We start from the raw sequence: 25,637 nt of genomic DNA on the forward strand, positions 1-25,637 counted from the left end.
AACCTCAATTTCAATAAAGAAGTTGAGGTTTTTTTGAGGTGTCTAGCGGATTCGAACCGCTGTACATGGTTTTGCAAACCATTGCCTAGCCACTCGGCCAAGACACCTTTTATTAATTAAGACTGCAAATTTACAGTTTTTATTTTTTAACGCAAGCTTTTTTTAACTTTTACGCACATCTTTTAATACAATTACTACTTCGGCAACATTACCACCAATTGGCGGATTGATTTTAGCAACGCTAACTTCCACTTCATCAACCAGTTGTATCTCATTAAAGATTCTATCAATAATTCTTTGTGCAACATGTTCTAATAATTTAGATCGAATTGCCATTTCTTCTTTTACAATATGATTTAAGTGCACATAATCAACAGTATCAGTAAGTTCGTCTGTTTTTGCTGATTTTTGTAAATCTGCTTTCACCTCTATATCAACTCTATATTCTGAGCCTATTTTAGCTTCTTCTTCTAAACATCCATGATTTGTAAATAATCTGATGTTGTTTACACGTATAATTCCCACTTTAAAATTTATTAATGATTATTTATCATGAGAACCAGAAACAAGTTCAGATTATCGAATAAAAACCAAGTATTATCTTATTACAAAAATACTGTTTTTACTTTACATCAAAAGTCTGTTCATTATTATTAATTACAACTTTATAAATTCCTTTAGGTAAATAATAAACATCATTTTTCGCTTTTTTAACTACTGCTTCTTTATATTTTTTAAGATATGCTTTTCTTCCTTTTACAGAAAAAGAAACATCGTACACCGCTTCATTAAATCCTTTATCAATTGTTACTTCTATCGAGTTTACTAAAATGTCTTTCGCGTAAATTTTTACTTTAGTTTTTCCTGATGTATTACTATAAAACGGAATTGCTACTTCTGGAGTATTTGGTTGTAACCATTTGCTCCATGAACTTCCCCAAGAATCTCTTTTTCTAATATTTTTAATAGAAAAAGCAGCTTCTTGACTGTTAAACTCTTGTAAAGGTGCAACATTGGCTTTATACAAACTACGTCCGTGTGTTGCTACAATTAAGTGTTTTGCTGTTGGCTGAATTACTAAATCGTGTACTGCAACGTTTGGTAATCCGTTTTTAAATGATTCCCATTTTGTACCTTTATTAAAAGAAACATACAATCCGTTATCAGTACCTAAGTATAAAATATTTTCTTTCTTCGGATCTTCTTTTATCACATTTACTGGTGATGTTGGAATGGTTTTGCCTATGTTTTTCCATGTTTTCCCATAATCGTCCGACATATACACATAGCTTGTAAAATCGTCAAATCGATATCCGTTTAAGGTTACATATATGCGTTCTTTTTTATGTTTTGAGGCAATTACACGACTTACCCATAAATTTTGTGGTAAAGAGTTTGATATTTTTTCCCAACTTCCGCCAGCATTTTTACTAACATGCACAAATCCGTCATCAGAACCAACATATAATAATCCGAATTGAAACGGGCTTTCAGATATTGATGTTAATGTTCCGTAAGCAACATTTCCTTTTTTTCCGCCTTGCGTTAAATCGCTCGAAATTGTCTCCCAAGTATCTCCTTTATTTAATGATCTATGTAATTTATTTCCTCCTAAATATAAAATATCTTGATTGTGTTTTGATAACTGAATTGGAGTTTGCCAGTTAAATCGATAAGGCTTTTCTCCTTTTTTCGGTTTTGGTTGAATATATTCTTGCTTTTCGGTTTCTATATCAATACGATAATAGTTTCCAAATTGATAACCCGTATACACAATATTAGGATTTCTATCATCTACTTGAACCTGCATTCCGTCTCCTCCCATAATTGATTTATAAGGATTTTGACCTGTTTGATGCCATCTTTTATCAATTTTTGCGTTGTTAGGACCATACCAAACACCGTTATCTTGCAAACCACCATACACATTATATTTTTTTTGGTTGTCTGCATATACCGAATAAAACTGTCCAAGAGCTGCATTATTTAATTTAATCCAATTTTCTCCATCATCATAAGAAATATTTAAACCGCCATCATTTCCTTCAACTAAATGCCCTTGTTTGTTTGGGTTTACCCATAATGCTTGATGATCTGAATGCATGTTTTCACTATTAATAGAAGTAAATGTTTTACCTCCATCTTTAGATTTAATAATTCCAATACCTAAAACATAAATACTATTTTCATCCTGTAGGTCTACTCTTATTTCACCAAAATAATACCCGTAAGAACTATAAATTCCATCTAAGTAACTTGTGTGCTGCTTTTTCCAATTTTCACCTCCATCTGTTGTTTTAAAAACCTCTGCTCCTATTACAGGTTCTTCAAAAACAATAGCCATTTCATCTTCTAAAAAGGTCATTAATTCTTTTGGTTTAACACCTCCAGGTCTTAATAATTGTTTTGCATTTTCTGCTCTAAATTTTTCTTGAAAACCATAAGCTTTCAAATAATTATCTAAAGTTTTGTTTCTTAACGCTAAAACATCAGCAGAACTTAAATTTTCAAATTGTTTTTTAGAAAGGTTAAAAGATGCTGTTTTCTTACCTTCGGATTTTCTTCTATATTGACTGTCATGTAAAGCGTACACAATGTTTTCATTAAAAACCGCTAATCCAATTCTACCAACTCCGTCTCCAACAGGAAATCCACTTTCATCAGAAATTTTTGCCCAAGTTGTACCTGCGTCTGTAGATTTATAAATTGATGAATTTTTTCCATTACCATCAAAATTCCACGCTTTACGTTCACGTTCCCAAGAAGCTGCATACATTACATTAAAATTTTTTGGTGCTACTGCAATATCTATAATTCCGGTGTTTTCATTAATAAACAGGGTTTTATTCCATGTTTTTCCGCCATCGGTAGTTTTAAAAATTCCGCGTTCGGTATTTGAGGAATATAAATGACCGATTACTCCAACTACAACTTCATCTGAATTGTTCGGGTTGATTAATATTCTACCAATATGATGACTATCTGGTAAACCAACATTTGTCCAAGTTTTTCCTTTATCCGTAGATTTTAAAATACCTATTCCGGCATAACTAGAGCGTGATGAATTATTTTCACCTGTTCCTACCCAAATAGTTCCACTATTCCAATCAACTGCAATATCACCCACATTTTGTGTTGCTGAATTGTCTAAAACTGGCGTAAGGGTTGTTCCGTTATTGTTTGTATACCAAACTCCACCCGAAGCATATCCAACATAAAATTCAGTGGTATTATTTGGATTTACATCAATATCAACTACACGACCACTCATTACTGTTGGTCCAATGTTTTTAAAAGCGATGTTTTTAACCATTGATGTTTTAGTTAACGCTTCTTTTTGTTGAAGTGATTGTTTAATTTCTGAATAGCTTGTTGGTTGTTGTGCTATTGCTGCTAATGTAAAAAGAGAAGCAACAAGTGTAAAAAGGGTTTTCATTGTTGTTTGTTTAGAGTTGATGAAATTACTACATGTAAAGCCAATATCATAAAAATTAACAAAACATTGATACTTATAACTTTAAACTTCATTTTTTTCGACTAAAAAAAAGAGTAGATTTGTGATATTTCAACATATAAAACTATGACAATTTTTATTCTTTCTGTTAGCGATCTTATCTATTCAACGCAAAGAATATTTAAAGAAGCTAATCGTCGTGGGCATAAAGTTAAAATTATTAATCACTTGATGTGTTCTATAAAACTTACCAATGGTATATCTGAAATAATTTACAAAGGGGAAAATATTATTGATATTCCGGATGTAATTATCCCCAGAATTGGAACTTCTGCATCGAGACATGGTGCTGCTATTGTTAAAGAGTTTGAAATGAACGGAGTGTATACTACGGCAACTTCTTTAGGTATTTTACAATCGCAAAACAAAGCACGTACCTTACAGATTATGAATCGTAAATATATTCCGACTCCAGATACATTGTTTTCTGTAAACCCTGAAAACATAGGTGAACAAATAGATTTTTTGGGCGGAGCTCCTATTATTATAAAATTGCAAGAAGGTACACATGGTTCGGGAGTTATTTTAGCCGAAAGTAAAAAATCTGCAAAATCGATTATTGACACGATGTATAGTACCAATACGAGTATTTTATTACAAGAGTTTATAGCTGAAAGCAATAGCGAAGATATTCGTGCTTTTGTAATAAATGACAAAGTAGTTTCGTCTATGAAACGAAAAGGTTTGGAAGATGATTTTCGCTCAAATATTCATCAAGGGGGCAATGGATTTAAAGTTAATTTATCATTCGAAGAAAAAGAAATAGCTATTAAAGCAGCAAAATATTTAAACTTACCAATTGCTGGTGTTGATATGGTTCGATCAAAAAGGGGACCGTTGCTAATCGAAGTAAATTCAACGCCAGGTTTACAAGGAATAGAAGCGTATACGAAAGATAATATAGGAAAAGCTATTGTAAAATCATTAGAAGAAAAACTAACTTAAACCTAATAATCAATCAATTACATTTTTATTGTGTATTATTTTTCCCTTTCTTTAATTCCAATTAACTAATTAAAACAATAAATTATGGAATTAATTATCAGTTTATTAAGTGGTGCAATTGGAGGTAACGTAGCAGGTGCCTAATTAAAAAAATTCTCGCTAGGAACTCTTTGGAATTCTGTTATAGGTATTTTAGGAGGTGGTATAGGTGCACAACTATTAGGAATGCTTGGTATTGATATTGGTGGTATTTTAGGAAATATTGCTGGTAGCGGTGTTGGAGGGTCAGTACTTTTAATTATTGTTGGACTTATTAAAAGTGCCATGAAAAAATAATCATTTAAAATATATATTATTAATCAAGACATCTTAAAAAGGTGTCTTTTTAATTTTATAATACATCCTAATAAATAGCAGTACCTTTGCAACTTCATAGAAATACTTATTTTAAGTGTATTTCTAAAATATTATATATGACATTTAAATCTTTAGGATTATCTGATGCTTTGTTAAAAGCTATCAGCGAAAAAGGATACGACACTCCATCGCCAATACAAGCAAAAGCGATACCACATATTTTAGCAGGAAAAGATGTATTAGCATCTGCACAAACTGGTACCGGTAAAACAGCTGGTTTTACATTACCAGTTTTACAATATTTATCAGAAACCAAACACCCAAAATACCGACCTGTAAGAGCCTTGGTATTAACACCCACGAGAGAACTGGCTGCGCAGGTTTACGATAATGTAAGAGAATATAGTACGTATTTAGATATAAAATCTACCGTAGTTTTTGGGGGCGTAAAAGCAGCTAGTCAAATAAAAACATTGCGTCATGGTGTTGATTTTTTGGTAGCTACTCCTGGTAGATTGTTAGATTTACATGATCAAAAAGCAGTATCGTTTAAAAGAATTGATGTACTTATTTTAGATGAAGCTGACCGTATGCTAGATATGGGTTTTGTTAGAGATATTAACAAAATTATCAGTTTTATGCCTACAAAGCGTCAAAACTTATTGTTTTCTGCAACTTTTTCAAAAGAAATTAAAAAACTTGCAGAGGGTATTTTAAAAAACCCTGTATCTGTAGAAGCTGCTCCGCAAAACTCAACTGCGGATAAAGTTTCTCAAAAAGTATATACAGTTGATAAAGGAAAAAAGACAGAAGTTGTTACCAATTTAATAAAAGATGGTAATTGGAGTCAGGTTTTAATTTTTACCAGAACCAAACACGGTGCCAATAAATTAACTAAAAAATTAATTGGTTCAGGTGTTTCTGCCGCTGCAATTCATGGTAATAAAAGTCAGACTGCAAGAACAAAAGCATTGGCTAATTTTAAGAGTAACGCTATTCGTGTTTTAGTAGCAACTGATATTGCTGCACGTGGAATTGATATTCCATTATTACCACATGTTATTAACTTTGAATTACCAAATGTACCTGAAGATTATGTACATAGAATTGGTAGAACTGGTAGAGCTGGTGCAAAAGGAGAAGCTATTTCTTTAGTGTGTAGTGAAGAAACCGAATATCAAAAAGAGATAGAAAAAATACTGCGTCAAAAATTAAACACTGAAGTAATTGAAGGGTACGAACCTACCGATACTGCAGGGCCAAAAAGAGCAGCAACTCAAAAGAAAAAATCTGGTAACGGAAAGAAAAAAGGAGTAGGCGCTACTCATAGAGGTGCGGTTAATAGAAAACCTAAAAGAGAACGCCCTAGTGATCAATCAAGAAAAAACGAAGGAAAATCTCCAAGAAAAAATAAACGTAGATAAACTATAAGATGAATTTTTATAGCTACATAGAAAATGTATTAAAATCTCAGCAGTTTGAAAATCAAATTACTGAGATTTTACGTTTTTTTACTCCGTTAACATTAACAAAAAATAGTTTTTTAGTTAAAAAAGGAAACATTTGCAAATACTTTTGCTATATAGAAAGTGGTATTTTACAACATGCCATTGAAACATCCGAAGAAGAAAAAACTACCTATTTAGCTTTAAAAAATTCATGCACATCTGCCTTAAAAAGTTACTTACAAAAAACACCATCACGCAAAAACATTAAAGCGCTAAGTACTTGTAATTTGCAAGTGGTTCTAGTGGATGATTTTAATTATTTACTGAAAAATAATAAAGCATTTCATCAGTTTTATTATAGTTTAATTGAAAATCAAATTTTTTTAATTGATGAATATCGCATTGATTTACTTACACTTACACCAGAAGAACGCTACACAAAACTACTTACCAACGAACCAAAATTACTACAAGAGGTTCCGCTACATTATTTAGCTTCTTTTTTAGGAATTTCTACCAGACATATGAGTAGAATTCGTAAAAATATAAAATAGCGCCAAATGGCTAATATTTGCATAGTATCTTTTCTTATTTTTGAAACACGTTTAGTAATTTAATTGAACCTATTATGAAATACAACCCAATAAACCGTGACTTATTTATAAAAAACCGTAAAAACTTTATGGCGCAAATGAAGCCAAATAGTTTAGCTGTTTTTAACTCTAATGATGTGTATCCGGTAAGTGCAGATAGTATGCTTCCGTTTGAACAACATCGTGATATCTTTTTTTTAAGTGGTGTTGATCAAGAAGAAAGTATTTTAGTATTATTTCCTGATTGTCCGAAGGAAAATTTACGTGAAGTATTATTTTTACGTGAAACTAACGAACATATTGCCGTTTGGGAAGGTGAAAAGCTAACCAAAGAAAAAGCATTAAAAACGAGTGGAATACAAACCGTTTTTTGGTTACAAGACCTAGAAAAAGTTTTAGCAGAAATGATGGCACTTGCCGAAACTGTTTATATAAACACCAATGAACATTACCGTGCTACTATTGAAACTGAAACACGCGAAGCACGTTTTACAAAATGGTTATTAGCAAAATACCCTGCACATTCTGTTGCAAAAAGTAACCCTATTTTACAACGTTTACGCTCATTAAAAGACCCGATAGAACTAGACTTATTACAACAAGCCTGTGATATTACCGAAAAAGGATTTAGACGTGTGTTAGATTTTATTAAACCAGGTGTTTGGGAATATGAAATTGAAGCTGAATTTATTCATGAGTTTATTAGAAATCGCTCTAAAAAATTCGCTTACACGCCAATTATTGCCTCTGGTAACAATGCAAATGTATTACATTATATAGAAAACAATCAGCAATGTAAAGCAGGAGATTTAATTTTGATGGATGTTGGAGCAGAATATGCAAACTACTCGTCAGATATGACAAGAACTGTACCTGTTTCTGGTCGTTTTTCTGACCGACAAAAAGCTGTATACAATGCTGTAAACCGTGTAAAAAACGATGCTACAAAATTATTGATTCCAGGAACTATTTGGGCTGATTATCATGTTGAAGTTGGTAAATTAATGACTTCAGAATTATTAGGTTTAGGTTTATTAGATAAAGCCGATGTGCAAAATGAGGATAAAAACTGGCCGGCCTATAAAAAATACTTTATGCATGGTACTTCACACCATATGGGATTAGACACACACGATTACGGATTGCTACACCAACCTATGGAAGCGAATATGGTTTTTACTGTTGAGCCTGGGATTTACATTCCTGATGAAGGTTTTGGTATTCGATTAGAAGACGATGTTGTTATTCAAGAAAAAGGAGACCCTTTTAATTTAATGCGTAACATACCAATAGATGCAGATGAAATTGAAGATATTATGAATAAGTAATTTTTATATAAATAAAATCCCCGCAATTAGCGGGGATTTTATTTATATAAAAACTGTATTTAAGCGTTTACTTAACTGTTAAATTATATTGAGGTGTAGGGTTTAATGGGCAAAAATATACATATTCCCCCTTTTTTAAAGTTACTTTTTTAGAAGTAGATTTAGCATTGTTTTTAACTAAAGAAGTTACATAAGCATCTTTAATATGATGTGCTGCTTCTACCATTCCTTTAGGTGCTAATACAAAACCAACATCATGTCCTACATTATTATTAGAAATTTCAAAAACATAAGTTCCTTCCTTTAATGTTAGCTTTTGTTGTATAAACTTACCTTTGGTTTGTTCTAAAGACACTGTTTTTACTTCTTGTGCGTTTGCTTGAAAATTAACAGTTAATACGAATACTAAAATTGCGATAATACGTTTCATTTTTATTTACTTTTTGATTATATATTTATATGATGAGTATTACTATAAAAAGTAATCCCTCAATTTTTTATTATGCGTTTATGGTGAATTTTCCTGAGTTTACTTCTGGAAAATCAATTTCGGTTTTTGCAATATGATTTACATAGTTTGTTAATGTATTAGAAACTACATTTAAAACTATTTCTAAAATATCACTATCTGTATATCCTGCTACTTTTGCTGCTGCAATTTCATCAGCACTTATATTTCCTCTATTTTTAGTAATGCTCTGAGCTAAATTTAATCCTGCAGCTACTTTTTCATCTGAAGATAATCCTTGTCTATTTTGTTCTGTTTCAGCATCTGTTAAGCCATTCATTTTACCTATTGCTGTATGTGCAGATAAACAGTAATCACATTCGTTCTCTTCAGCAATTGCTAATGCTAGTTGTTCTCTAAACTTATTAGAAAAATTTCCGCTTGCGGTTAAATCACCTAGACTTAAGTAGGTTTGTAATGTAGCTGGTGAATTACCAAATACTTTTATTAAGTTAGGTATAAAACCTAGTTTGTTTTGTACAGCATCAAATAATTCTTTTGATTTTCCTGTTGTTGTTTCTGGGTTTAATGTTTTAATTCTTGTACTCATTTTTTAGATTCTTTAATTATTATTTAGGTTGCTCACAACTACACATTTCTCTTTCAGGAAATTGCTCGTCGTATTCTTGATATCCCCAACAATTAGGGCATTGATAAGTGTCTGTTGTTTTCATCTTTTTATTTTTATATAACCGATAAAACCATGGTTAAAAATTATACTACAAAGATGCGATAGATAACATCTTTTAAAAATGGACAAAGGTTCCTTAAACTTAGATTTCAATAAAAACTTAAAAAAAATGATTTCTTAACCTATGTTAACATTTTAATTGTAAAAACATTATACATTTGTAATGTTATTATTAATAGCATATCCCCTATATGTTACCCCCCTTAAATAATAACATCCCTTAAAAACAACCCCTAACTTGTGTGTTATGGGTTTTTTTATGCGGTATAATTGCTTCTTATATTAAAAATAGAAAAGGATTCTTTATAATAAACGTTACTCTTTAAATTAAAAAACCATTATAAACATAGGTTAATGTATTAACTACAAACCTGTTGTACATTTGTAATGTTATTATAAGTAGCATACCCCCCTATATGTTATACCCCCTTAAATAATAACATCCCTTAAAAAACAACCCCTAACTTGTGTGTTATGGGTTTTTTTTATGCTCTTTTTGAAATTGTTTTGGAGATTTTCCAGTTGCCTTGGTAAAATAACGCGTAAAATATGCTGGGTCATTAAAACCTAAGTCGAAAGCTATTTGTTTTATAATATCTGTAGAATATATTAATTTACGCTTTGCTTCTATTATAATTCGATTTTTAATAAAGTCACTGGGACTTTCAATCCCTATTTTTTGAAAGTTTTTGGTTAATGATTTAGGAGAAATACCTAAACGATTAGCGTAATCAGTAACACTATGTAAGTTTTTAAAATTTAACTCAACCAACAAACTAAAGTCTTTAAACAACTTTGTTTCGATATCTTTTTTAAGTATGTGGTATTCTTTTTTTATCCGTACAGCATGTATTATAAACTGTTTTAAATAAGCTTGCAACATATCGTATTGAGCTGTTTCATTGTTTTCAAATTCATCTACTAAGCTCTCGATTATAAAATTAAATTTTTCAATATCTTTTTTACAAGGTCTTACAAACGGGGTTTCATATATGTTATTAAACAATACTCCATTACAAGAAATTTCAGAATCATGCGCCTGAATACAGTAAAAATCTTGTACAAAACTTAATTGATAAGCTTCTTTTATTTTTTCTGAAGTAACCGAGAACATTTGTCCAGGAGATAAAAAAAATAATACTCCTCCTTTAAATGAATAACTTTCAAAATCGATATGATAAGTTCCTTCGCCTTCCTTTATCCAAAAAATTTTATAGCTATTAATTTGTGTAGGTTTATTAACCACACAAGCTTTTTCAAACTGTACGGTTTTTAACGAAAAAACATCTTGATATTTATATGATTTTATATCTTGAATAGCCATTTTATAACTTCTTTTTATTGTTGGTCGTTAAAATATAATTAGCTAACAAAACAATATAATACCTAAATTAAATCTGTTTATACTCGTAGATTTATATTGATTACAATTTAACAAAAAGATACAATATATTTATTTACTAAAACACCTAAAAAGTTTAACTTACACGGTGTATAAATGTTAATCTTTACCTTACAGTAACAAACTTGTTACTAAGTTTTTTAAGATTAATAAACTAATTAATACTTGATAAACTATAAAATAAATGCAAAAGGTATATTTTATTTCAGGCACAATGTGTACAGTCGATTTATGGCAATTTGTATTTCCTCGTTTAGAAAATATTTTTCCAGTTCATATTGATATTACTTTAGCTACTTCTTTTGATGAAATTAACAAAATAATCTTATCAAAAATTGATGAAAAAGCTATAATTGTAGGGTTTTCTTTAGGCGGGTTTTCAGCCTTAAACTTTGCGACTCACTACCCTGAGAAGGTAAAAAAACTTGTAATAATTGCAGCAAATACAAATGGTTTAAATGATAATGAAGTTCAGTTACGAAAAAGCACCATTGATTTTTTACAAAACAAAAAGTACAAAGGTATTTCGCTGGTAAGAATACAGCAATTTTTACACCCCAATCATCAAAATAAAGAAATTATAAGTATTATTAAAAAAATGGATGCAACTTTAGGGAAAGAAGTTTTAATTCGTCAATTAAAAGCCACTTCTTCTAGACTTAATATTACGGAACAAGTTTTAAGCCTGAACATTCCAATAATACTTATTGCTGCCGAAAACGATGCATTAATTTCAATTGCAGATGTAAAAATATTAGTATCTAAATTACAAAATGGAAAACATATAATCATCAAAAATTGTGGGCATATGATTCCGTTAGAAAAGCCCGAAGAGTTAGCGAATCTACTTAATTGGATTTAATCTTTAAATCAAAACACTACTCGTTTATTTAAACCCATTCTAAATATTTAATAAAACAATTCGCAAAATTTGTGCAAGTAGTGCGTACCCCTTAAATTTGTGTTATATATTTAATATAACAAACAAAATAATGGGATTATTAAAATCTTCTATTGGAAGAAAATTTGCCATGGCACTTTCGGCGTTCTTCTTGATGTTCTTTTTATTACAACATTTTGCAATAAACATCACCTCAATTTTTCCAGACAACGGAGCAACATTTAACAAATTATCTCATTTTATGGGTACTAATGCGTTAATACAATATGTTATGCAACCTGTTTTGATTATTGGTGTAGTGTTTCATTTTGTAATGGGATTCATCTTAGAATTAAAAAACAACAGTGCACGTACAGTAAGCTATGCTAAAAATAACGGAGCCGCAAACTCTACTTGGATGAGTAGAAACATGATTTGGTCTGGAGCTGCAATTTTAGCATTTGTAGTATTACATTTTATTGATTTCTGGTTTCCAGAATTAAATACCAAATTTATTCAAGGAGATATGTCTGGACTTATCGACCCAAATGTGGCTGATAGCGGACTTAGATACTTTGAAGAATTACAACACAAATTTGTAAATCCACTTAGAGTTGGTGCATACATCGTAGCATTTGTATTTTTAGCATTACACTTATTACACGGATTTTCATCTGCATTCCAATCAGTTGGAGCAAACAACAAATACACTAAAGGATTGAAAACATTTTGTAAAGTGTATGCAATTGGTATTCCTGTAGGGTTTATCATCATTGCTTTATTTCACCATTTCAATCACTAATACGAAACAAGTATGGCTTTAGATTCAAAAATTCCAAAAGGTCCAATTAAAGATAAATGGACAACTTATAAAGACAAAATTGACTTGGTAAACCCAGCAAACAAACGTTTGATAGACGTAATTGTGGTTGGTACAGGTTTAGCAGGTGGTTCAGCTGCTGCAACTTTAGCTGAGTTAGGCTACAATGTAAAAGCATTTGCTTATCAAGATTCTCCTCGTAGAGCACACTCTATTGCAGCACAAGGAGGTATTAATGCAGCAAAAAATTATCAAGGTGATGGAGATTCTTTTTACCGTTTATTTTACGATACGGTAAAAGGAGGAGATTACCGTTCTCGTGAAGCAAACGTTCACCGTTTAGCTGAAGTTTCAGCAAACATTATTGATCAATGTGTAGCGCAAGGTGTACCTTTTGCTCGTGATTATGGTGGTTTATTAGACAATCGTTCGTTTGGTGGAGTATTAGTTTCAAGAACTTTTTACGCTAAAGGACAAACAGGGCAACAATTATTATTAGGTGCATACTCTGCAATGAACCGTCAAATTGCTCGTGGTAAGATTGAAATGTTCAATCGTCATGAAATGTTAGATGTTGTTAAAGTTGGTGGAAAAGCTCGTGGTATTATCGCTCGTAACTTAGTTACTGGTGAAATCGAACGTCACTCGGCCCATGCTGTTGTTATTGCCTCTGGTGGATACGGAAATGTATATTTCTTATCAACCAACGCAATGGGTTCTAATGCAACTGCAGCTTGGAAAATTCATAAAAAAGGAGCATATTTCGCAAACCCTTGTTATACACAAATTCACCCAACATGTATTCCTCGTTCAGGAGATTATCAATCGAAATTGACTTTAATGTCAGAATCGTTACGTAATGATGGTCGTATTTGGGTTCCTAAAAACATGGAAGATGTGATGGCAATTAGAGAAGGTCGTAAAAAACCAACCGAATTGTCTGAAGATGAAAGAGATTATTATTTAGAAAGACGTTACCCTGCATTTGGTAACTTAGTACCTCGTGATGTTGCCTCTCGTGCAGCAAAAGAACGTTGTGATGCTGGTTACGGAGTAAATGCAACTGGTGAAGCGGTGTATTTAGATTTTAAATCGGCAATTGACCGTTACGGTAGAGAGCAAGCAAAATTACAAAACATATCAAATCCTTCGGATGCAAAAGTATACGAATTAGGACAAGCTATTGTTGAAGCTAAATATGGAAACTTATTTCAAATGTACGAGAAAATCGTAGATGAAAATCCATACGAAACTCCAATGATGATTTATCCTGCAACACACTACACAATGGGTGGTGTTTGGGTTGATTATAACTTAATGACAACCGTTGATGGATTGTATTGTATTGGTGAAGCAAACTTCTCTGATCATGGTGCTAACCGTTTAGGAGCTTCTGCTTTGATGCAAGGTTTAGCCGATGGTTATTTTGTATTACCATATACAATTGGTGATTATTTATCTGGAGATATCCGTACTGGAAAAATACCAACAGATACTAAAGAATTTGAAGAAGCTGAAAAAGAAGTTACTGAACGTATCAATTTCTTCATCAATAATAATGGAGAACATTCTGTAGACTATTACCACAAAAAATTAGGAAAAATTATGTGGGAAAAATGTGGAATGGCACGTAACGAACAAGGTTTAAAAGAAGCAATGGCTGAAATTAAAGCATTGCGTGAAGATTTCTGGAAAAACGTAACAGTTCCTGGAGATGCAAATGAAATGAATCCTGAATTAGAAAAAGCAGGTCGTGTAGCTGATTTCTTAGAATTAGGAGAGTTATTTGCTAAAGATGCCTTAAACAGAAATGAATCATGTGGTGGTCACTTTAGAGAAGAATCTGTTGAGTTAGACGGATTACAAAAAGGAGAAGCAAAACGTAATGATAAAGATTACGCGTATGTTGCTGCTTGGGAATATAAAGGAGAACCTGCAGAGGCAATTTTACACAAAGAAGAATTAGAGTTTAACGATATTGAATTAAAACAACGTTCATACAAATAAGAGGATATTATGAATTTAACACTTAAAATTTGGCGTCAAAAAAACGCAAGTGATAAAGGGAAAATGGTCGATTATAAAGTAACCGACATCTCTGAACACATGTCTTTCTTAGAAATGATGGATGTTTTAAACGAACAGATTATTAACAACGGTGAAGAACCTGTTGCTTTTGATCATGATTGTCGTGAAGGAATTTGCGGTATGTGTTCTATGTACATTAATGGTGAAGCACATGGTCCTGATCGTGGTGTAACTACTTGTCAATTACACATGCGTATGTTTAAAGATGGTGATACAATTACAATTGAACCATTTAGAGCTGCAGCTTTCCCAGTAATTAAAGATTTAGTTGTTGATAGAAGTTCTTTTGAACGTATTCAGCAATCTGGAGGGTATATTTCTGTAAATACTTCAGGAAACACCCAAGATGCTAACTCAATTCCTATTCCTAAAAAAGATGCTGACGACGCAATGGATGCAGCAACTTGTATTGGTTGTGGTGCTTGTGTGGCTACTTGTAAAAACTCATCGGCAATGTTATTTGTTGGAGCTAAAGTATCTCAGTATGCTTTATTACCACAAGGACAAGTTGAAGCTACAGACCGTGTTTTAAACATGGTAGCTCAAATGGATGCTGAAGGTTTTGGTAACTGTACAAATACAGGAGCTTGTGAAGTTGAATGCCCGAAAGGAATTTCATTAGAAAACATTGCTCGTATGAATACTGAGTTTATGAAAGCTAGTTTAAAAGGATAAACCCTCTTATATAAAAATTAAAAATCCCGAGTATTAAACTCGGGATTTTTTTATTTAGAAGCAACAAGATTTTTTTTGCTAACAAACCCTTTAATTTTTAACACTTCTCTTTTTGATTTTGCGTTTGAAATAATGGTAAACATTTTAGAAAACCCTCCTAATCGACTAGTATCATACGACACCTCTATGCTTCCTTTCTTTCCTGGCATAATAGGTTGTTCTGGTTTTTTAGGTACAGCACAACCACAAGTAGAAACTACTTGCTTAATAATTAAAGGAGTATCACCAATGTTGGTAAACTCAAACACACGTTTTTTTTCAGCACCTTGTGCTATTTTACCATAATCAATAGTAGTTTTATCAAACTTAAATTCCTGTGCATTAACGGTAATTGCTATAAAACAAATAACAATAAATGATACTAATTTTTTCATATTTACATTGTTTAATTAATAGTTTGTCTAATGTAAACGATAACTAATACTTAATAAAAACATCAGTATAAACAACCTGTAAACTTATGCAAAACACCCTTAGTTTGTAGTTGATACTCGTATTAATGTAGTTGGTACTTTATTTATAAATTACTCTTTAAAATTTACCTATTTTTAACTGTATATGAATACATTAAAAAAACACGGCGCTGAGACTTTAATACACCTACTTTTTTGGGTGTTGTTTATCATTATATCATTGTTTGTTTTTACGCCTTATTATTGGACTGAAAATCCGTTTTTACAGTATTTTTTCATCCTTGTTAGTATCGTATATATAAACAATCAAATACTATTACCTTTTTTTATGAAAAAGAAATGGTATGCATTATATAGTTTTCTTTTTTTATCTATATCATTTTTAGCAACACAATTGTATTGTTACGTTTTTGCGCGCTGCGGATGTTCGATTATAAAATGTTTAAGTGATTATTTATGGCAAACCTTAACTCCGTTATTATTCTTTTCCTTTATATGGATGTTATTTCGGTATATTGATCAATCCGAAAAAGTAGCTAAAATTGAGCAAGAAAGAGCTGAGATGGAATTAAAATTCTTAAAATCACAGATTAATCCACATGTGTTATTCAATAATTTAAATACTATTTATTCATACGCTATTGAAAAACCTGACAAAGCCCCTGACTTAATTTTACGACTATCGGATAATCTAAAACATGTTTTGTACGAAAGCAATGCCAAGAAAGTTAGTTTGATTAAAGAAATACAATTTATAGACAATTATATTGCTTTTCATAAAATTAGAACTGAGGGGATTAAGCAGATAAATTATAAAACCTCTACCGATAATGAAAGCTACAAAATTGCTCCATTGTTATTAATTACTATTATCGAAAACGCATTTAAACACAGTGTTATTAATAGTACTATTGATATAAACATTAAGGCAACAAAAAATAAATTGATCTGTATTTGCACAAATGATTATGATGATAAATCAATAAAAAATACTGAGTCAATCGGTTTAAAAAACCTTAAAAAGCGGTTAAACTTATTATATCAAAATAATTATGAACTAACTATAAGTAAAACAGATAGCTTTTCGATATCATTAGCTTTAAACTTAAAATAAATGAATTGTATAATTATAGAAGATGAGCTTCCGGCACAAAATGTATTAAAAAATTATATTCGTAAAATTCCTGATTTAGAGTTAATCAATTCTTTTCAAACAGCAATAAGTGCACATCAATTTTTAAAAAATACAAAAATTGATGTTGTTTTATTAGATATAAATCTGCCAGATATATCTGGCTTAGATTTTATAAAAACAATTAAAAATCCACCTAAAATAATAGTTACAACTGCTTATCCTGATTATGCTGTTACTAGTTTTGAACTAGATACTATTGTTGATTACCTTGTAAAACCCTTTTCTTTTGATCGTTTTTTAAAAGCAATAACCAAAGCCGAAAAACAGATAAACACCACAGAAACAAAAGAAAAAGAAGCCATTTATTTAAATATAGATAAAACTATTTATAAAATATATTTAGAAGAAATACTTTATTTAGAATCAGACAGAAATTATGTAACCTTTTATATGATAAACAAAAAACTTACAGTTATTGATTCTTTAAAAAATTGGAAAAATAAATTAAGTGATAATACATTTTTGCAAATTCATAAATCATATATCATAAATATAAAAAAGGTAGAAAAATACAGCAGCACCAACCTATATATAAACAATAAAGTTCTACCAATTGGCAGAACTTATAAAGAAAAACTACTGGTTAACTTACAAGCTAACCAATAGTTTTATGTTCTAATTATTTACTCCCATGTGTTATTGGCAGTAGTACCACCCCAAATAACAGTTGCTAAATAAGGGTTATCAATCATAGGGTTTCTATTACCTTGCTCTTCAGCAATTACATTATTACGGTTTTTTTCAAAATCAGAAACAGGATCTTGAGCATTCCATTGTAATAACAATTCAATCATATTACTATCTGATGCATTAACAGTACCAATAGCAACATTTTTTGGTAAACATTGATTACCATATCGTAAATACATATACATCATCATACGAGCAACATCACCTTTCCACTCATCTCCAGGATACCAACCATTAGAAACTGCAGCTGCTGTACCTGATCCATTGATAAATTTCTTATTACTTCTATTAGAATTCATACGAATGTCAGATGGTCTTAAATGGTGTGCATCTGAACCAGCACCAGCTGTACCTAAATTAGGGTTTCCTAATGATTTAGGGTACACATGCTCTCTATTCCACTCTGTTCCTTGACTACCTCCATTAGCATTTTTACTACGTGATCTATCTGTCACATAATCTCCGTCAGTATCATTATAACCATAAATTAATAAAACCTTACTATTATCTGAAGGATCTAAGTCTGATTTTTTTACAGCTTCCCAAACACCAGGTGTATAGGTTAAAAAAGTAGTATGAGTACTCGTTATTTTAGTAGCAAGTTCATCTTTTAATGCAGCTCCTGTTAATGTAAAATCTACCCCACTATAATAAGATGTTAGTGCAGCAGGAATATTAAAACTACCAGGAGTTGTAGTTGATTCAGCTTTTACAGTTATTTTAATTGTTGCTGTAGCACAATTTGTGGTGGTTGTAGCGCTACAAATTGTGTATTCAAAAGAATCTTCTCCAATAAAATCGGTAGCAGGTGTATAAATAAACTTACCATCGTTAAGTGTAATATTTCCGTTATTTACTGTACTATTTGGGTTTGGTATTCCTACGCTTATAGTAGTATTGGTAAATGTATCATTCGATAAAAAATCAGAAATAGTTAAAGGTACATTTTCAATTGTTTCATAAAAATCATCAACGGCTACAACTTTAGTTACAGGCGGTTCTGGTATTATATTATCATCAATTCCATTTTGACCACAATTAACAAGTATCAAAGCTGTAAAGCCTAATATTAATATTTTTTTCATTATTCTATTTGTTTTTAATTATTACTCTCTATTTTGTCGTGTACTTTCGTTGGAACATGATCATTCCATACTGTTAAAATATCAGTAGCTACACTTGCACCACTTCCTGCTGCAATAGCAAATTGACTGCGCCAACCTGCTAAAGTTCCGCAAACGTATAACCCTTTTTTAATTAAGTGATTAAAGTTTCGAAGTTGTATTCTATTTTTCATAGCATTAGCTCGCATGTGTGGCTCTACATATTGTTCTAAACCAGCTATTTCAAATGGTTTAGAATAATTTAAGGCTACCACAACTGACTTACTACTATACTCATTTTTATTAGTGATAATTTTATATTCAGTGTTATCCTCTAAAACAGCTACTACTTTTTCATTTTCAATTTGAGAAACGTGTGGATATTGAGTTTTTAATTGCGCTTTTCCTTCAACTAAAATATCACTTCCTAATGTTGCTGAAGGCAACCCTAAAACATTATTAAATAGTGCATCTTGTAAATGAGAAGCTCGTTGATGTAGTATAATACCAATATTTTTATTTTTAGCATACTCTTTTTTATATGCCGATCCTAAAACCAAGGCACATTGCATGCCCGAAACTCCACCACCAATAATTAAGCAATCATATATCATGTTATCCTAATAACTCTTTAAAATTAGCTGCAAATAATTTTACTGCAATTGCTAATAAGATAACTCCGAATATTTTTCTAATAATTTTTATACCGTTAGCTCCAATAATTTTTTCAATCTTTGAGGAGGTTTTTAAAACCACATATATTAGTATTACGTTAAGTAATACAGCTACTATAATATTTTCTATATTAAATTCTGCTCGTAAAGAAAGTAAGGTTGTTAAACTACCTGGTCCGGCAATTAATGGAAAAGCTAATGGAAAAACTGTTGCTGTTAAAGCTTCATCTTCATCCTCTTTATAAAGTGTAATACCTAAAATCATTTCTAAAGCAATGAAAAAAAGTATAAATGCTCCCGCTACCGCGAAAGAATGTACATCAATACCAATTAAACTTAATAATTGTTTTCCTAAAAAAAGAAAAATAACCATAATTACCCCAGCTATTAGTGAGGCTTTTTCAGATTGAATATGTCCTACTTTTTTACGTAAGTCAATAATAATAGGAATATTTCCAATAATATCAATCACCGCAAATAACACCATAAAGGCTGTAAAAATTTCTTTGAAGTTAAAATTCATAATATTTTGTTTTTCAGCTGCAAAATTATACAAGTATTGTTACAATCTAGTATTTTTGCAACTAAATTTTATGTAAAGTTATTGTTAACTATACACTTTTAAATATATTTTATGTTTCAATTAGGAAAAACCATCGTTTCAGAAGATCTTATTGACAAAGACTTTGTATGTAATTTATCAGCCTGTAAAGGAGCTTGTTGTATTGATGGAGATGCTGGAGCGCCATTAAATAAAGAAGAAACAATTATTTTAGAAGACATTTATCCTAAGATAAAACCTTTTTTACGTAAAGAAGGTATTGAGGCGATTGAAAAACAAGGAACTTGGATTACCAGTGATTTTGGTGAGCTTGAAACCCCTTTAATTAACGATGCTGATTGTGCCTATGTTATTTTTGATGATAAAAACACGGCTTTATGTGCTATTGAAGAAGCTTATAATCAAGGAATTGTAGATTGGAAAAAGCCTGTTTCATGTCACCTTTATCCTGTAAGGGTTAAAGATTACAGTGAATTTTCTGCAGTAAATTACGATAAATGGGAAATTTGTGATGATGCCTGTTCTTTAGGAAAAGAGTTACAAGTACCTGTTTATAAATTTGTAAAACAAGCACTGGTTAGAAAATTTGGCCAAAATTGGTATGATGAATTAGAATTAATAGCCGAAAAACGAAAAGAAGAAAGTAAGTAGATTTCTTATTACCATAAAAAAACGACGCCATTGGCGTCGTTTTTTTGTATGTATTCATTGGTATATTTAGTTTACACTAAAACTCCAAACTTGACCAATAGACTTTGCTCCTGAGTTATCAATCGTATTTATTTTCCAATAATAGGTTTTACCAGTTTCAACAGTTACTTCATATAATTCGTCACTAATTGAATTGGTTGTTACTTTTTCTGGGTCAGTATTTTCGCTAAAAAAAACATCATATGTTAAAGTATCTGATGTATTAGAATCAGCTCCTTTCCATTGTAAATTAAAATTTACAGTATTTATAGTCCCTTCATCTAAAGGTGCAATTAATTTTGCTGTAAACGGTGCGGTATTAGTTTCTCCTTCTCCTTTTGTATAAAAAGCATTTACCGAAGACGGTATACCTGCTTTACCTTTACTATCAACTGCAGTTACTCTCCAATAATAAGCAACTCCTTTATCTACTGTAATTGATTTTGTAGAAGAACTTACTGTTTCTGTTTTAACAATAACAGCCATATCTCTACTATTTGAAAACTCTACTTTATAACGAATGTTATCATTATTAGCATCTGTAGCATCTGACCAATCAAAAACAACCGTGTTATCTATACATAGTAAATTTTCTGTTGGATACACTAAATTAACAGTACTTGGTGCTTCATTAACTACTTCTGGTTCTTTACTCGTACTGCCACCACAAGCAATGAATAATGAAACTGAAAATAAAGCGATTTTATTTATTACTTTTTTCATTTTTTTAATATTTTAAAGGTATTATTCTTATCGTTTCCTAATTTTAATATATAAATTCCTGATTTATAATTACTAAATGGAATTGACAATTCATTTCCTTGTCTTTCAATGTTTTCGTTTAATACGACTTTACCTGTTATATCAAATACCGTTGCTTTAATTTTTATTGGTGTTTCTAGTGGTACTAATAATTCTATAGATTCTATAACTGGATTACTCCTTAAGAAAACATTATCAATAGTTGTAGTAAATTTACCTTCACAAGCTTTTGCAGTGGTTACTTCAATAAGTCCTTTGCCTTTAACTTTTACATTAAATGTTGATTGATTGAACGTATTAACTAAATCTCCATTTAAAAATACTTTGTAAGGTGCTGTTCCAGAACTTACGTTTACAGTATAATTTTTAGATTGGTTATTTTTAGCTAATCTTAAAGAAACAGTACTGGCTGGTTTTACCTTTATTTCAAAACATTGTTTGTAATTTTTATCATCAACAACGACACATACCTCATAATTTCCTGGTGCTAAATTTTCAAAAGTATACGATGCTGATGTTAATTGTATTGTTTCATTTGTTGTATTTCCTATTAAAGTTAAAGTGTAACTTACAAATGTTTCATTAACATTAACGGTAACTTTACCGTCATTTTCATTGACACAGGTTTCTGATGTAGTTTGAATAGATATATTCTTTTCATCTAAATAACTAGTATCACATACATCTCCTATTTGGTTGTTATTAACATCGGCTTGATCTGGATTTGATGTATTTGGACAGTTATCTACAGCATCCATAACGCCATCATTGTCAGAATCTTGACAAGCATCTCCAATTCCATTATTATCTGCATCTTCTTGGTTTGGATTTGCTGTATTGATACAGTTATCTACCGTATCAATTATTCCATCATTATCTGCATCTTCACACGCATCTCCTATTCCGTTATTATCTGCATCTGTTTGATTTGGATTTGCTGTTGTTGGGCAATTATCAACATCATCTAAAATTCCATCAGCATCTGAGTCCTGACACACGTCGCCTATCCCATCATTATTAATATCTTTTTGATCGGCATTTGGTGTATTTACACAATTATCAATATTATCTGCAACTCCATCATTATCTATATCTTCACATGCGTCTCCAATGCTATTATTATTAACATCTTCTTGATTAGGATTTATTTTATTTACACAATTATCATTGATATCTAAAATCCCATCACCATCTGTATCTTGGCACACGTCACCTATTCCATTATCATCTACATCTGCTTGATCTGGATTTGCTGTTGTTGGGCAATTATCAACATCATTATTTATTCCGTCATTATCCTCATCCTCATTAGGATTTAAAAAACTACCTGAAAATACACCTCTACCATACGTTGCGGCAAAAACTACGTTATCATCTCTTAAATTTAAATCTAAAACTGGTACGTTACTCATTCCATTATATGCTTGTTTCCATGTTGGAGTAACCGCATCAAAATTACTTGTTTTCCAAATTCCTAAATCGGTACCAATAATAACTTCATTTTCATTATAAGGGTTTTGCATTATTGTTTTAACGGGTAAATCTGGTAAATCACCTTCTTTACTTATCCAACTTACACCTGCATCATTAGAGTACCATATACTTACAACTCCATAGTTATGCATAGTAACAAAAATTTCATCTTCATTTTTACCAAATTCGATATCAGAAACTGAGCCTATAAAATTAGAGCCCGTTATTTCTGTCCAAGTACCAGCTCCTACATTGGCATTTTCTACTCTTAATAATTTACCATTTTTTAATCCTAAAAATAATTTACTAGACGTTGTTGTATATGGTGAAATTTTTAGTGCTGATGGCGCATTGTCCATCAATGAATTTGTTAAATCTACTTTAATAATTGTTTCTAATAAATTTGAATATCTTTTTACAATAAAACCACTATTATTTGAGTAGTTCGAATACAAAATATTAAGATTTGAATCTAATTCTTCTTGATTTATAAAATCACCATTAGAACTATTTTCTTCATTAATTTCTATTGATTGGTTTGTTTTATAATTATATAACAGAATACTTTGATTGTACACATAATTAGTTATAAAGTATTCATCGGAACCATCAATATCAAAAAAACTCGCAGCTCCATCTCCTCCAGATGCTGTAATAGAGCTGTTAACTCCCTGTAAAGCTTCTTCTATCAATTGTGTTCCGTTATCTTGTGCGCCAGCAATAAAATATTCTTTACCACCAAATACTGCTGTTGGAGCAACACCTACTGTGTAAAATTGTAAGGTGTTATAATTTTTATTTCTTGGTAAAATATTTGTTCCAGAGTTATTTGAATAATACACTCCCCCATCATTACCAAAAACCATCTTACTTGATGATGCAAATGCTAAACCATGTTGATCGGCATGTACATCCTGATAACCAAAACCACCATACCAATGCGACAATTGATTCCACGTGGCTCCGCCATCTGTTGATTTAAACAAATCTATTCCTCCAACATATAAAACATCTTCATTATTAGGATCTACCCTTAGTAATAAATCATAAAAAGCTTGTCCTCTTGTAAAATCATTTGCTTCAATATCTGTGTCAGCATCATTAGGCAATGGCAACTCAGCTATGTTTGCAAAATTATCAGTTGTTTTAAACATCTTTACTGGTGCTCCTGAGGTATTCATTTCTATTAAAACATATACTGTATTTTTATTTGTTGGCGAAACCGCTATTTCTGTTCTAACTCCATTTGTTATGGTATATACTTTACTAAAGGTAATACCATCTGTAGATTTAAAAATGACTCCTCCACCATCACCATTTGTATCACTTCTTGTAGTACTAATATATAATGAATTATCTGCTGCAATCTTAATATTATTAGGTTCATGCTCATAACCAGCTGCTGTTTTTGGTATATTTAATTTTGAAAAATTAATTCCATCAACCGATTTATATACTCCATAACTATCTCCTCCTAAAGATGTTGCTCCTGTATAAGCAGATTCTCCTGCTGCTACATAAACTTCTGAGTTCCCATTATTATTTCTAACAACTATATCATTAATATGTTGTACTCCAGGTACAAATGTAAGATTACTAGAGTTTGTATTTGTTGCAGATAATGTACCTGTAACTGTTCCAGATTTTAAAACGTTTATTAAATCATCACCATCTCTTTTACCAATCATTACTGTTGGAATGGTTACTTCTGCTCCATTATCACCTGCTGCCATATTAAATGGCGCCGTATTTTGATTATTAACAATTATTACTGCTATAGCACCAGCATCTTGCGCATTTTTTGCTTTTGCTGAAAAATTACACGTTCCTCTAAGAATTACTGCTATTTTCCCTGCTAATTCTGAACCATTTGTAATCGTTTCACAACCATCTTCTGTTGGATTGGTTCCATCATTTACTAACACTAATTCTTTTGTAATATCAATTGATAAACCTCCGCCAAACTCTGTGGTTAACACCGTTGCATAATTTCCTGAAATACTAGAAGGTGTGTTAATTGTTAATCTAGAATTTGTATCTAAATAAGAAGCTGAAGTAATACCTCCAAAAACATTATCCCAAGTATTACCGCCATCAACACTTTTCCATAATCCATCGCCATTTACATCGCCATTTACATACGATTCACCCGTACCAATATAAAATATTTTTGAGTTATTAGGATCTACAGCAATACAGGAAACTGCTAAATTTTCTGGAATACCAACACGTACCCATGCTGAATTTCTGTTTGAAATATTGGTGTTTTTCCATAAACCTCCGCTTACACCACCTGCAAATACTGTTTCATTAGTAGCATCATTAGGATCAAAAAGTAAGGCTCTTGTTCTTCCTCCTACATTATTTGGCCCTCTTTCAACCCAATTATTATCTACTTCTCCTGGCGCTCTTCTACTTGCCCTTAAATCATTTAACTTCTTTTGAAGTGCTAAGACATTTTCTTTATGGGTTTTTCCTGTAGATGGATTTATTTCGCTTAAATACTTTTGTTCAAAGTATGCATTTGGGGGTAACCCTTGTGCTTTTCTTTGTTTTTTAGGAAGTTTTCCTGTTTTTTGAAAAGGGTGATTCTTTAAAAATTCAGCATGTTGATTTCTTAATTTATCAATATCTATACCTTGACTATTTGTTGATTTCAAAACAACAATTCCTATGGCTAATAGTGTGAAAAAGCCAAAAAAAAGCCTTCTTTTATTCATAATAATTTTATTTGTGATATAATAACAGTTAGTATTAAAATCACCC

22 protein-coding genes and 1 tRNA gene are annotated in these 25,637 nt (G+C 31.2%); 11 read left to right on the plus strand and 12 right to left on the minus strand.

The features are described from left to right. Window positions 1–36 precede the first annotated feature (36 nt). The 3 genes from Q4586_RS01395 to Q4586_RS01405 form a co-directional block, all read right to left on the minus strand. Window positions 37–107, minus strand: a tRNA-Cys gene (locus Q4586_RS01395). A gap of 55 nt (window positions 108–162) precedes the next feature. Next, window positions 163–525 (minus strand): dihydroneopterin aldolase, encoded by a 363-nt coding sequence (gene folB / locus Q4586_RS01400; RefSeq protein ID WP_303525661.1) that lies wholly within the window; start codon window positions 523–525, stop codon window positions 163–165. 97 nt (window positions 526–622) lie between these two features. Further along, window positions 623–3,436 carry a WD40/YVTN/BNR-like repeat-containing protein gene (locus Q4586_RS01405; protein WP_303525664.1) on the minus strand — a complete coding sequence of 938 codons (2,814 nt, stop codon included), beginning with the start codon at window positions 3,434–3,436 and terminating at the stop codon, window positions 623–625. Between the two features lie 144 nt (window positions 3,437–3,580). On the opposite strand from Q4586_RS01405, the gene Q4586_RS01410 reads away from it, so the two are divergent. From Q4586_RS01410 to Q4586_RS01425, 4 genes are all read left to right on the plus strand, one after another. Beyond that, entirely contained in the window at window positions 3,581–4,459 is an 879-nt protein-coding gene (locus Q4586_RS01410; protein WP_303525667.1) for a RimK family alpha-L-glutamate ligase, read from the plus strand. Window positions 4,460–4,932: 473 nt separating this feature from the next. Next, window positions 4,933–6,240 carry a DEAD/DEAH box helicase gene (locus Q4586_RS01415; RefSeq protein WP_303525670.1) on the plus strand — a complete coding sequence of 436 codons (1,308 nt, stop codon included), beginning with the start codon at window positions 4,933–4,935 and terminating at the stop codon, window positions 6,238–6,240. 8 nt (window positions 6,241–6,248) lie between these two features. Next, complete coding sequence (locus tag Q4586_RS01420; protein WP_303525672.1) at window positions 6,249–6,818, plus strand: Crp/Fnr family transcriptional regulator; 570 nt, start codon at window positions 6,249–6,251, stop codon at window positions 6,816–6,818. A 74-nt stretch (window positions 6,819–6,892) separates the two neighbouring features. Beyond that, a complete protein-coding gene (locus Q4586_RS01425; protein WP_303525674.1) occupies window positions 6,893–8,185 on the plus strand; it encodes an aminopeptidase P family protein in 1,293 nt (430 codons plus the stop codon). Window positions 8,186–8,252: 67 nt separating this feature from the next. Here the strand turns inward: Q4586_RS01425 and Q4586_RS01430 are convergent, their stop codons facing one another. The 3 genes from Q4586_RS01430 to Q4586_RS01440 all read right to left on the minus strand — a co-directional run bounded on the left by Q4586_RS01430 (window position 8,253) and on the right by Q4586_RS01440 (window position 10,708). After that, window positions 8,253–8,615 carry a cupredoxin domain-containing protein gene (locus Q4586_RS01430; protein ID WP_303525676.1) on the minus strand — a complete coding sequence of 121 codons (363 nt, stop codon included), beginning with the start codon at window positions 8,613–8,615 and terminating at the stop codon, window positions 8,253–8,255. 70 nt (window positions 8,616–8,685) lie between these two features. Beyond that, window positions 8,686–9,243 (minus strand): carboxymuconolactone decarboxylase family protein, encoded by a 558-nt coding sequence (locus Q4586_RS01435; protein ID WP_303525677.1) that lies wholly within the window; start codon window positions 9,241–9,243, stop codon window positions 8,686–8,688. 613 nt (window positions 9,244–9,856) lie between these two features. Then, on the minus strand, window positions 9,857–10,708 hold the full coding sequence (locus Q4586_RS01440) for an AraC family transcriptional regulator (protein WP_303525678.1): 852 nt from the start codon (window positions 10,706–10,708) through the stop codon (window positions 9,857–9,859). A 262-nt stretch (window positions 10,709–10,970) separates the two neighbouring features. On the opposite strand from Q4586_RS01440, the gene Q4586_RS01445 reads away from it, so the two are divergent. From Q4586_RS01445 to Q4586_RS01460, 4 genes are all read left to right on the plus strand, one after another. Further along, window positions 10,971–11,648: an alpha/beta fold hydrolase gene (locus tag Q4586_RS01445; RefSeq protein ID WP_303525680.1), complete on the plus strand. Its 678-nt coding sequence runs from the start codon at window positions 10,971–10,973 to the stop codon at window positions 11,646–11,648. A 127-nt stretch (window positions 11,649–11,775) separates the two neighbouring features. Beyond that, window positions 11,776–12,468 (plus strand): succinate dehydrogenase cytochrome b subunit, encoded by a 693-nt coding sequence (locus Q4586_RS01450; RefSeq protein ID WP_303525975.1) that lies wholly within the window; start codon window positions 11,776–11,778, stop codon window positions 12,466–12,468. Between the two features lie 12 nt (window positions 12,469–12,480). Next, a complete protein-coding gene (locus Q4586_RS01455) occupies window positions 12,481–14,493 on the plus strand; it encodes a fumarate reductase/succinate dehydrogenase flavoprotein subunit (protein WP_303525682.1) in 2,013 nt (670 codons plus the stop codon). A gap of 9 nt (window positions 14,494–14,502) precedes the next feature. Then, window positions 14,503–15,249 carry a succinate dehydrogenase/fumarate reductase iron-sulfur subunit gene (locus Q4586_RS01460; protein WP_068701943.1) on the plus strand — a complete coding sequence of 249 codons (747 nt, stop codon included), beginning with the start codon at window positions 14,503–14,505 and terminating at the stop codon, window positions 15,247–15,249. 50 nt (window positions 15,250–15,299) lie between these two features. Here Q4586_RS01460 and Q4586_RS01465 read toward each other — a convergent pair whose 3' ends face one another. Beyond that, window positions 15,300–15,683, minus strand: a complete 384-nt coding sequence (locus Q4586_RS01465; protein ID WP_068701945.1) for a DUF1573 domain-containing protein — start codon at window positions 15,681–15,683, stop codon at window positions 15,300–15,302. A 184-nt stretch (window positions 15,684–15,867) separates the two neighbouring features. Between Q4586_RS01465 and Q4586_RS01470 the strand changes: the two genes are divergently transcribed. Together Q4586_RS01470 and Q4586_RS01475 are read left to right on the plus strand one after the other, a co-directional pair. Continuing rightward, entirely contained in the window at window positions 15,868–16,836 is a 969-nt protein-coding gene (locus tag Q4586_RS01470) for a sensor histidine kinase (RefSeq protein WP_303525690.1), read from the plus strand. Then, a complete protein-coding gene (locus Q4586_RS01475; RefSeq protein WP_303525693.1) occupies window positions 16,837–17,523 on the plus strand; it encodes a LytR/AlgR family response regulator transcription factor in 687 nt (228 codons plus the stop codon). 17 nt (window positions 17,524–17,540) lie between these two features. Here Q4586_RS01475 and Q4586_RS01480 read toward each other — a convergent pair whose 3' ends face one another. Genes Q4586_RS01480 through Q4586_RS01490 form a run of 3 tightly spaced genes read right to left on the minus strand, consistent with a single transcriptional unit; the run spans window position 17,541 to window position 19,907 of the window. Continuing rightward, window positions 17,541–18,692: an endonuclease gene (locus tag Q4586_RS01480; protein ID WP_303525696.1), complete on the minus strand. Its 1,152-nt coding sequence runs from the start codon at window positions 18,690–18,692 to the stop codon at window positions 17,541–17,543. A gap of 14 nt (window positions 18,693–18,706) precedes the next feature. Next, on the minus strand, window positions 18,707–19,324 hold the full coding sequence (locus Q4586_RS01485) for an NAD(P)/FAD-dependent oxidoreductase (protein ID WP_303525700.1): 618 nt from the start codon (window positions 19,322–19,324) through the stop codon (window positions 18,707–18,709). A gap of 1 nt (window position 19,325) precedes the next feature. Continuing rightward, complete coding sequence (locus tag Q4586_RS01490) at window positions 19,326–19,907, minus strand: MarC family protein (protein ID WP_068703886.1); 582 nt, start codon at window positions 19,905–19,907, stop codon at window positions 19,326–19,328. Window positions 19,908–20,018: 111 nt separating this feature from the next. Here Q4586_RS01490 and Q4586_RS01495 point away from each other — a divergent pair, with 111 nt between their 5' ends. Next, window positions 20,019–20,597, plus strand: coding sequence for a DUF3109 family protein (locus Q4586_RS01495; protein WP_303525703.1), 579 nt, complete (start codon window positions 20,019–20,021; stop codon window positions 20,595–20,597). A gap of 66 nt (window positions 20,598–20,663) precedes the next feature. Here Q4586_RS01495 and Q4586_RS01500 read toward each other — a convergent pair whose 3' ends face one another. Together Q4586_RS01500 and Q4586_RS01505 are read right to left on the minus strand one after the other, a co-directional pair. Continuing rightward, entirely contained in the window at window positions 20,664–21,359 is a 696-nt protein-coding gene (locus Q4586_RS01500) for a hypothetical protein (RefSeq protein WP_303525706.1), read from the minus strand. After that, window positions 21,356–25,591, minus strand: coding sequence for a thrombospondin type 3 repeat-containing protein (locus Q4586_RS01505; protein WP_303525708.1), 4,236 nt, complete (start codon window positions 25,589–25,591; stop codon window positions 21,356–21,358). The genes Q4586_RS01500 and Q4586_RS01505 overlap by 4 nt, the downstream gene beginning before the upstream one ends. Window positions 25,592–25,637 lie beyond the last annotated feature (46 nt).

The sequence above is a fragment of the Tenacibaculum soleae genome, from assembly GCF_030549005.1.
In the GTDB taxonomy this organism is placed as follows: Bacteria; Bacteroidota; Bacteroidia; order Flavobacteriales; family Flavobacteriaceae; genus Polaribacter; species Polaribacter soleae.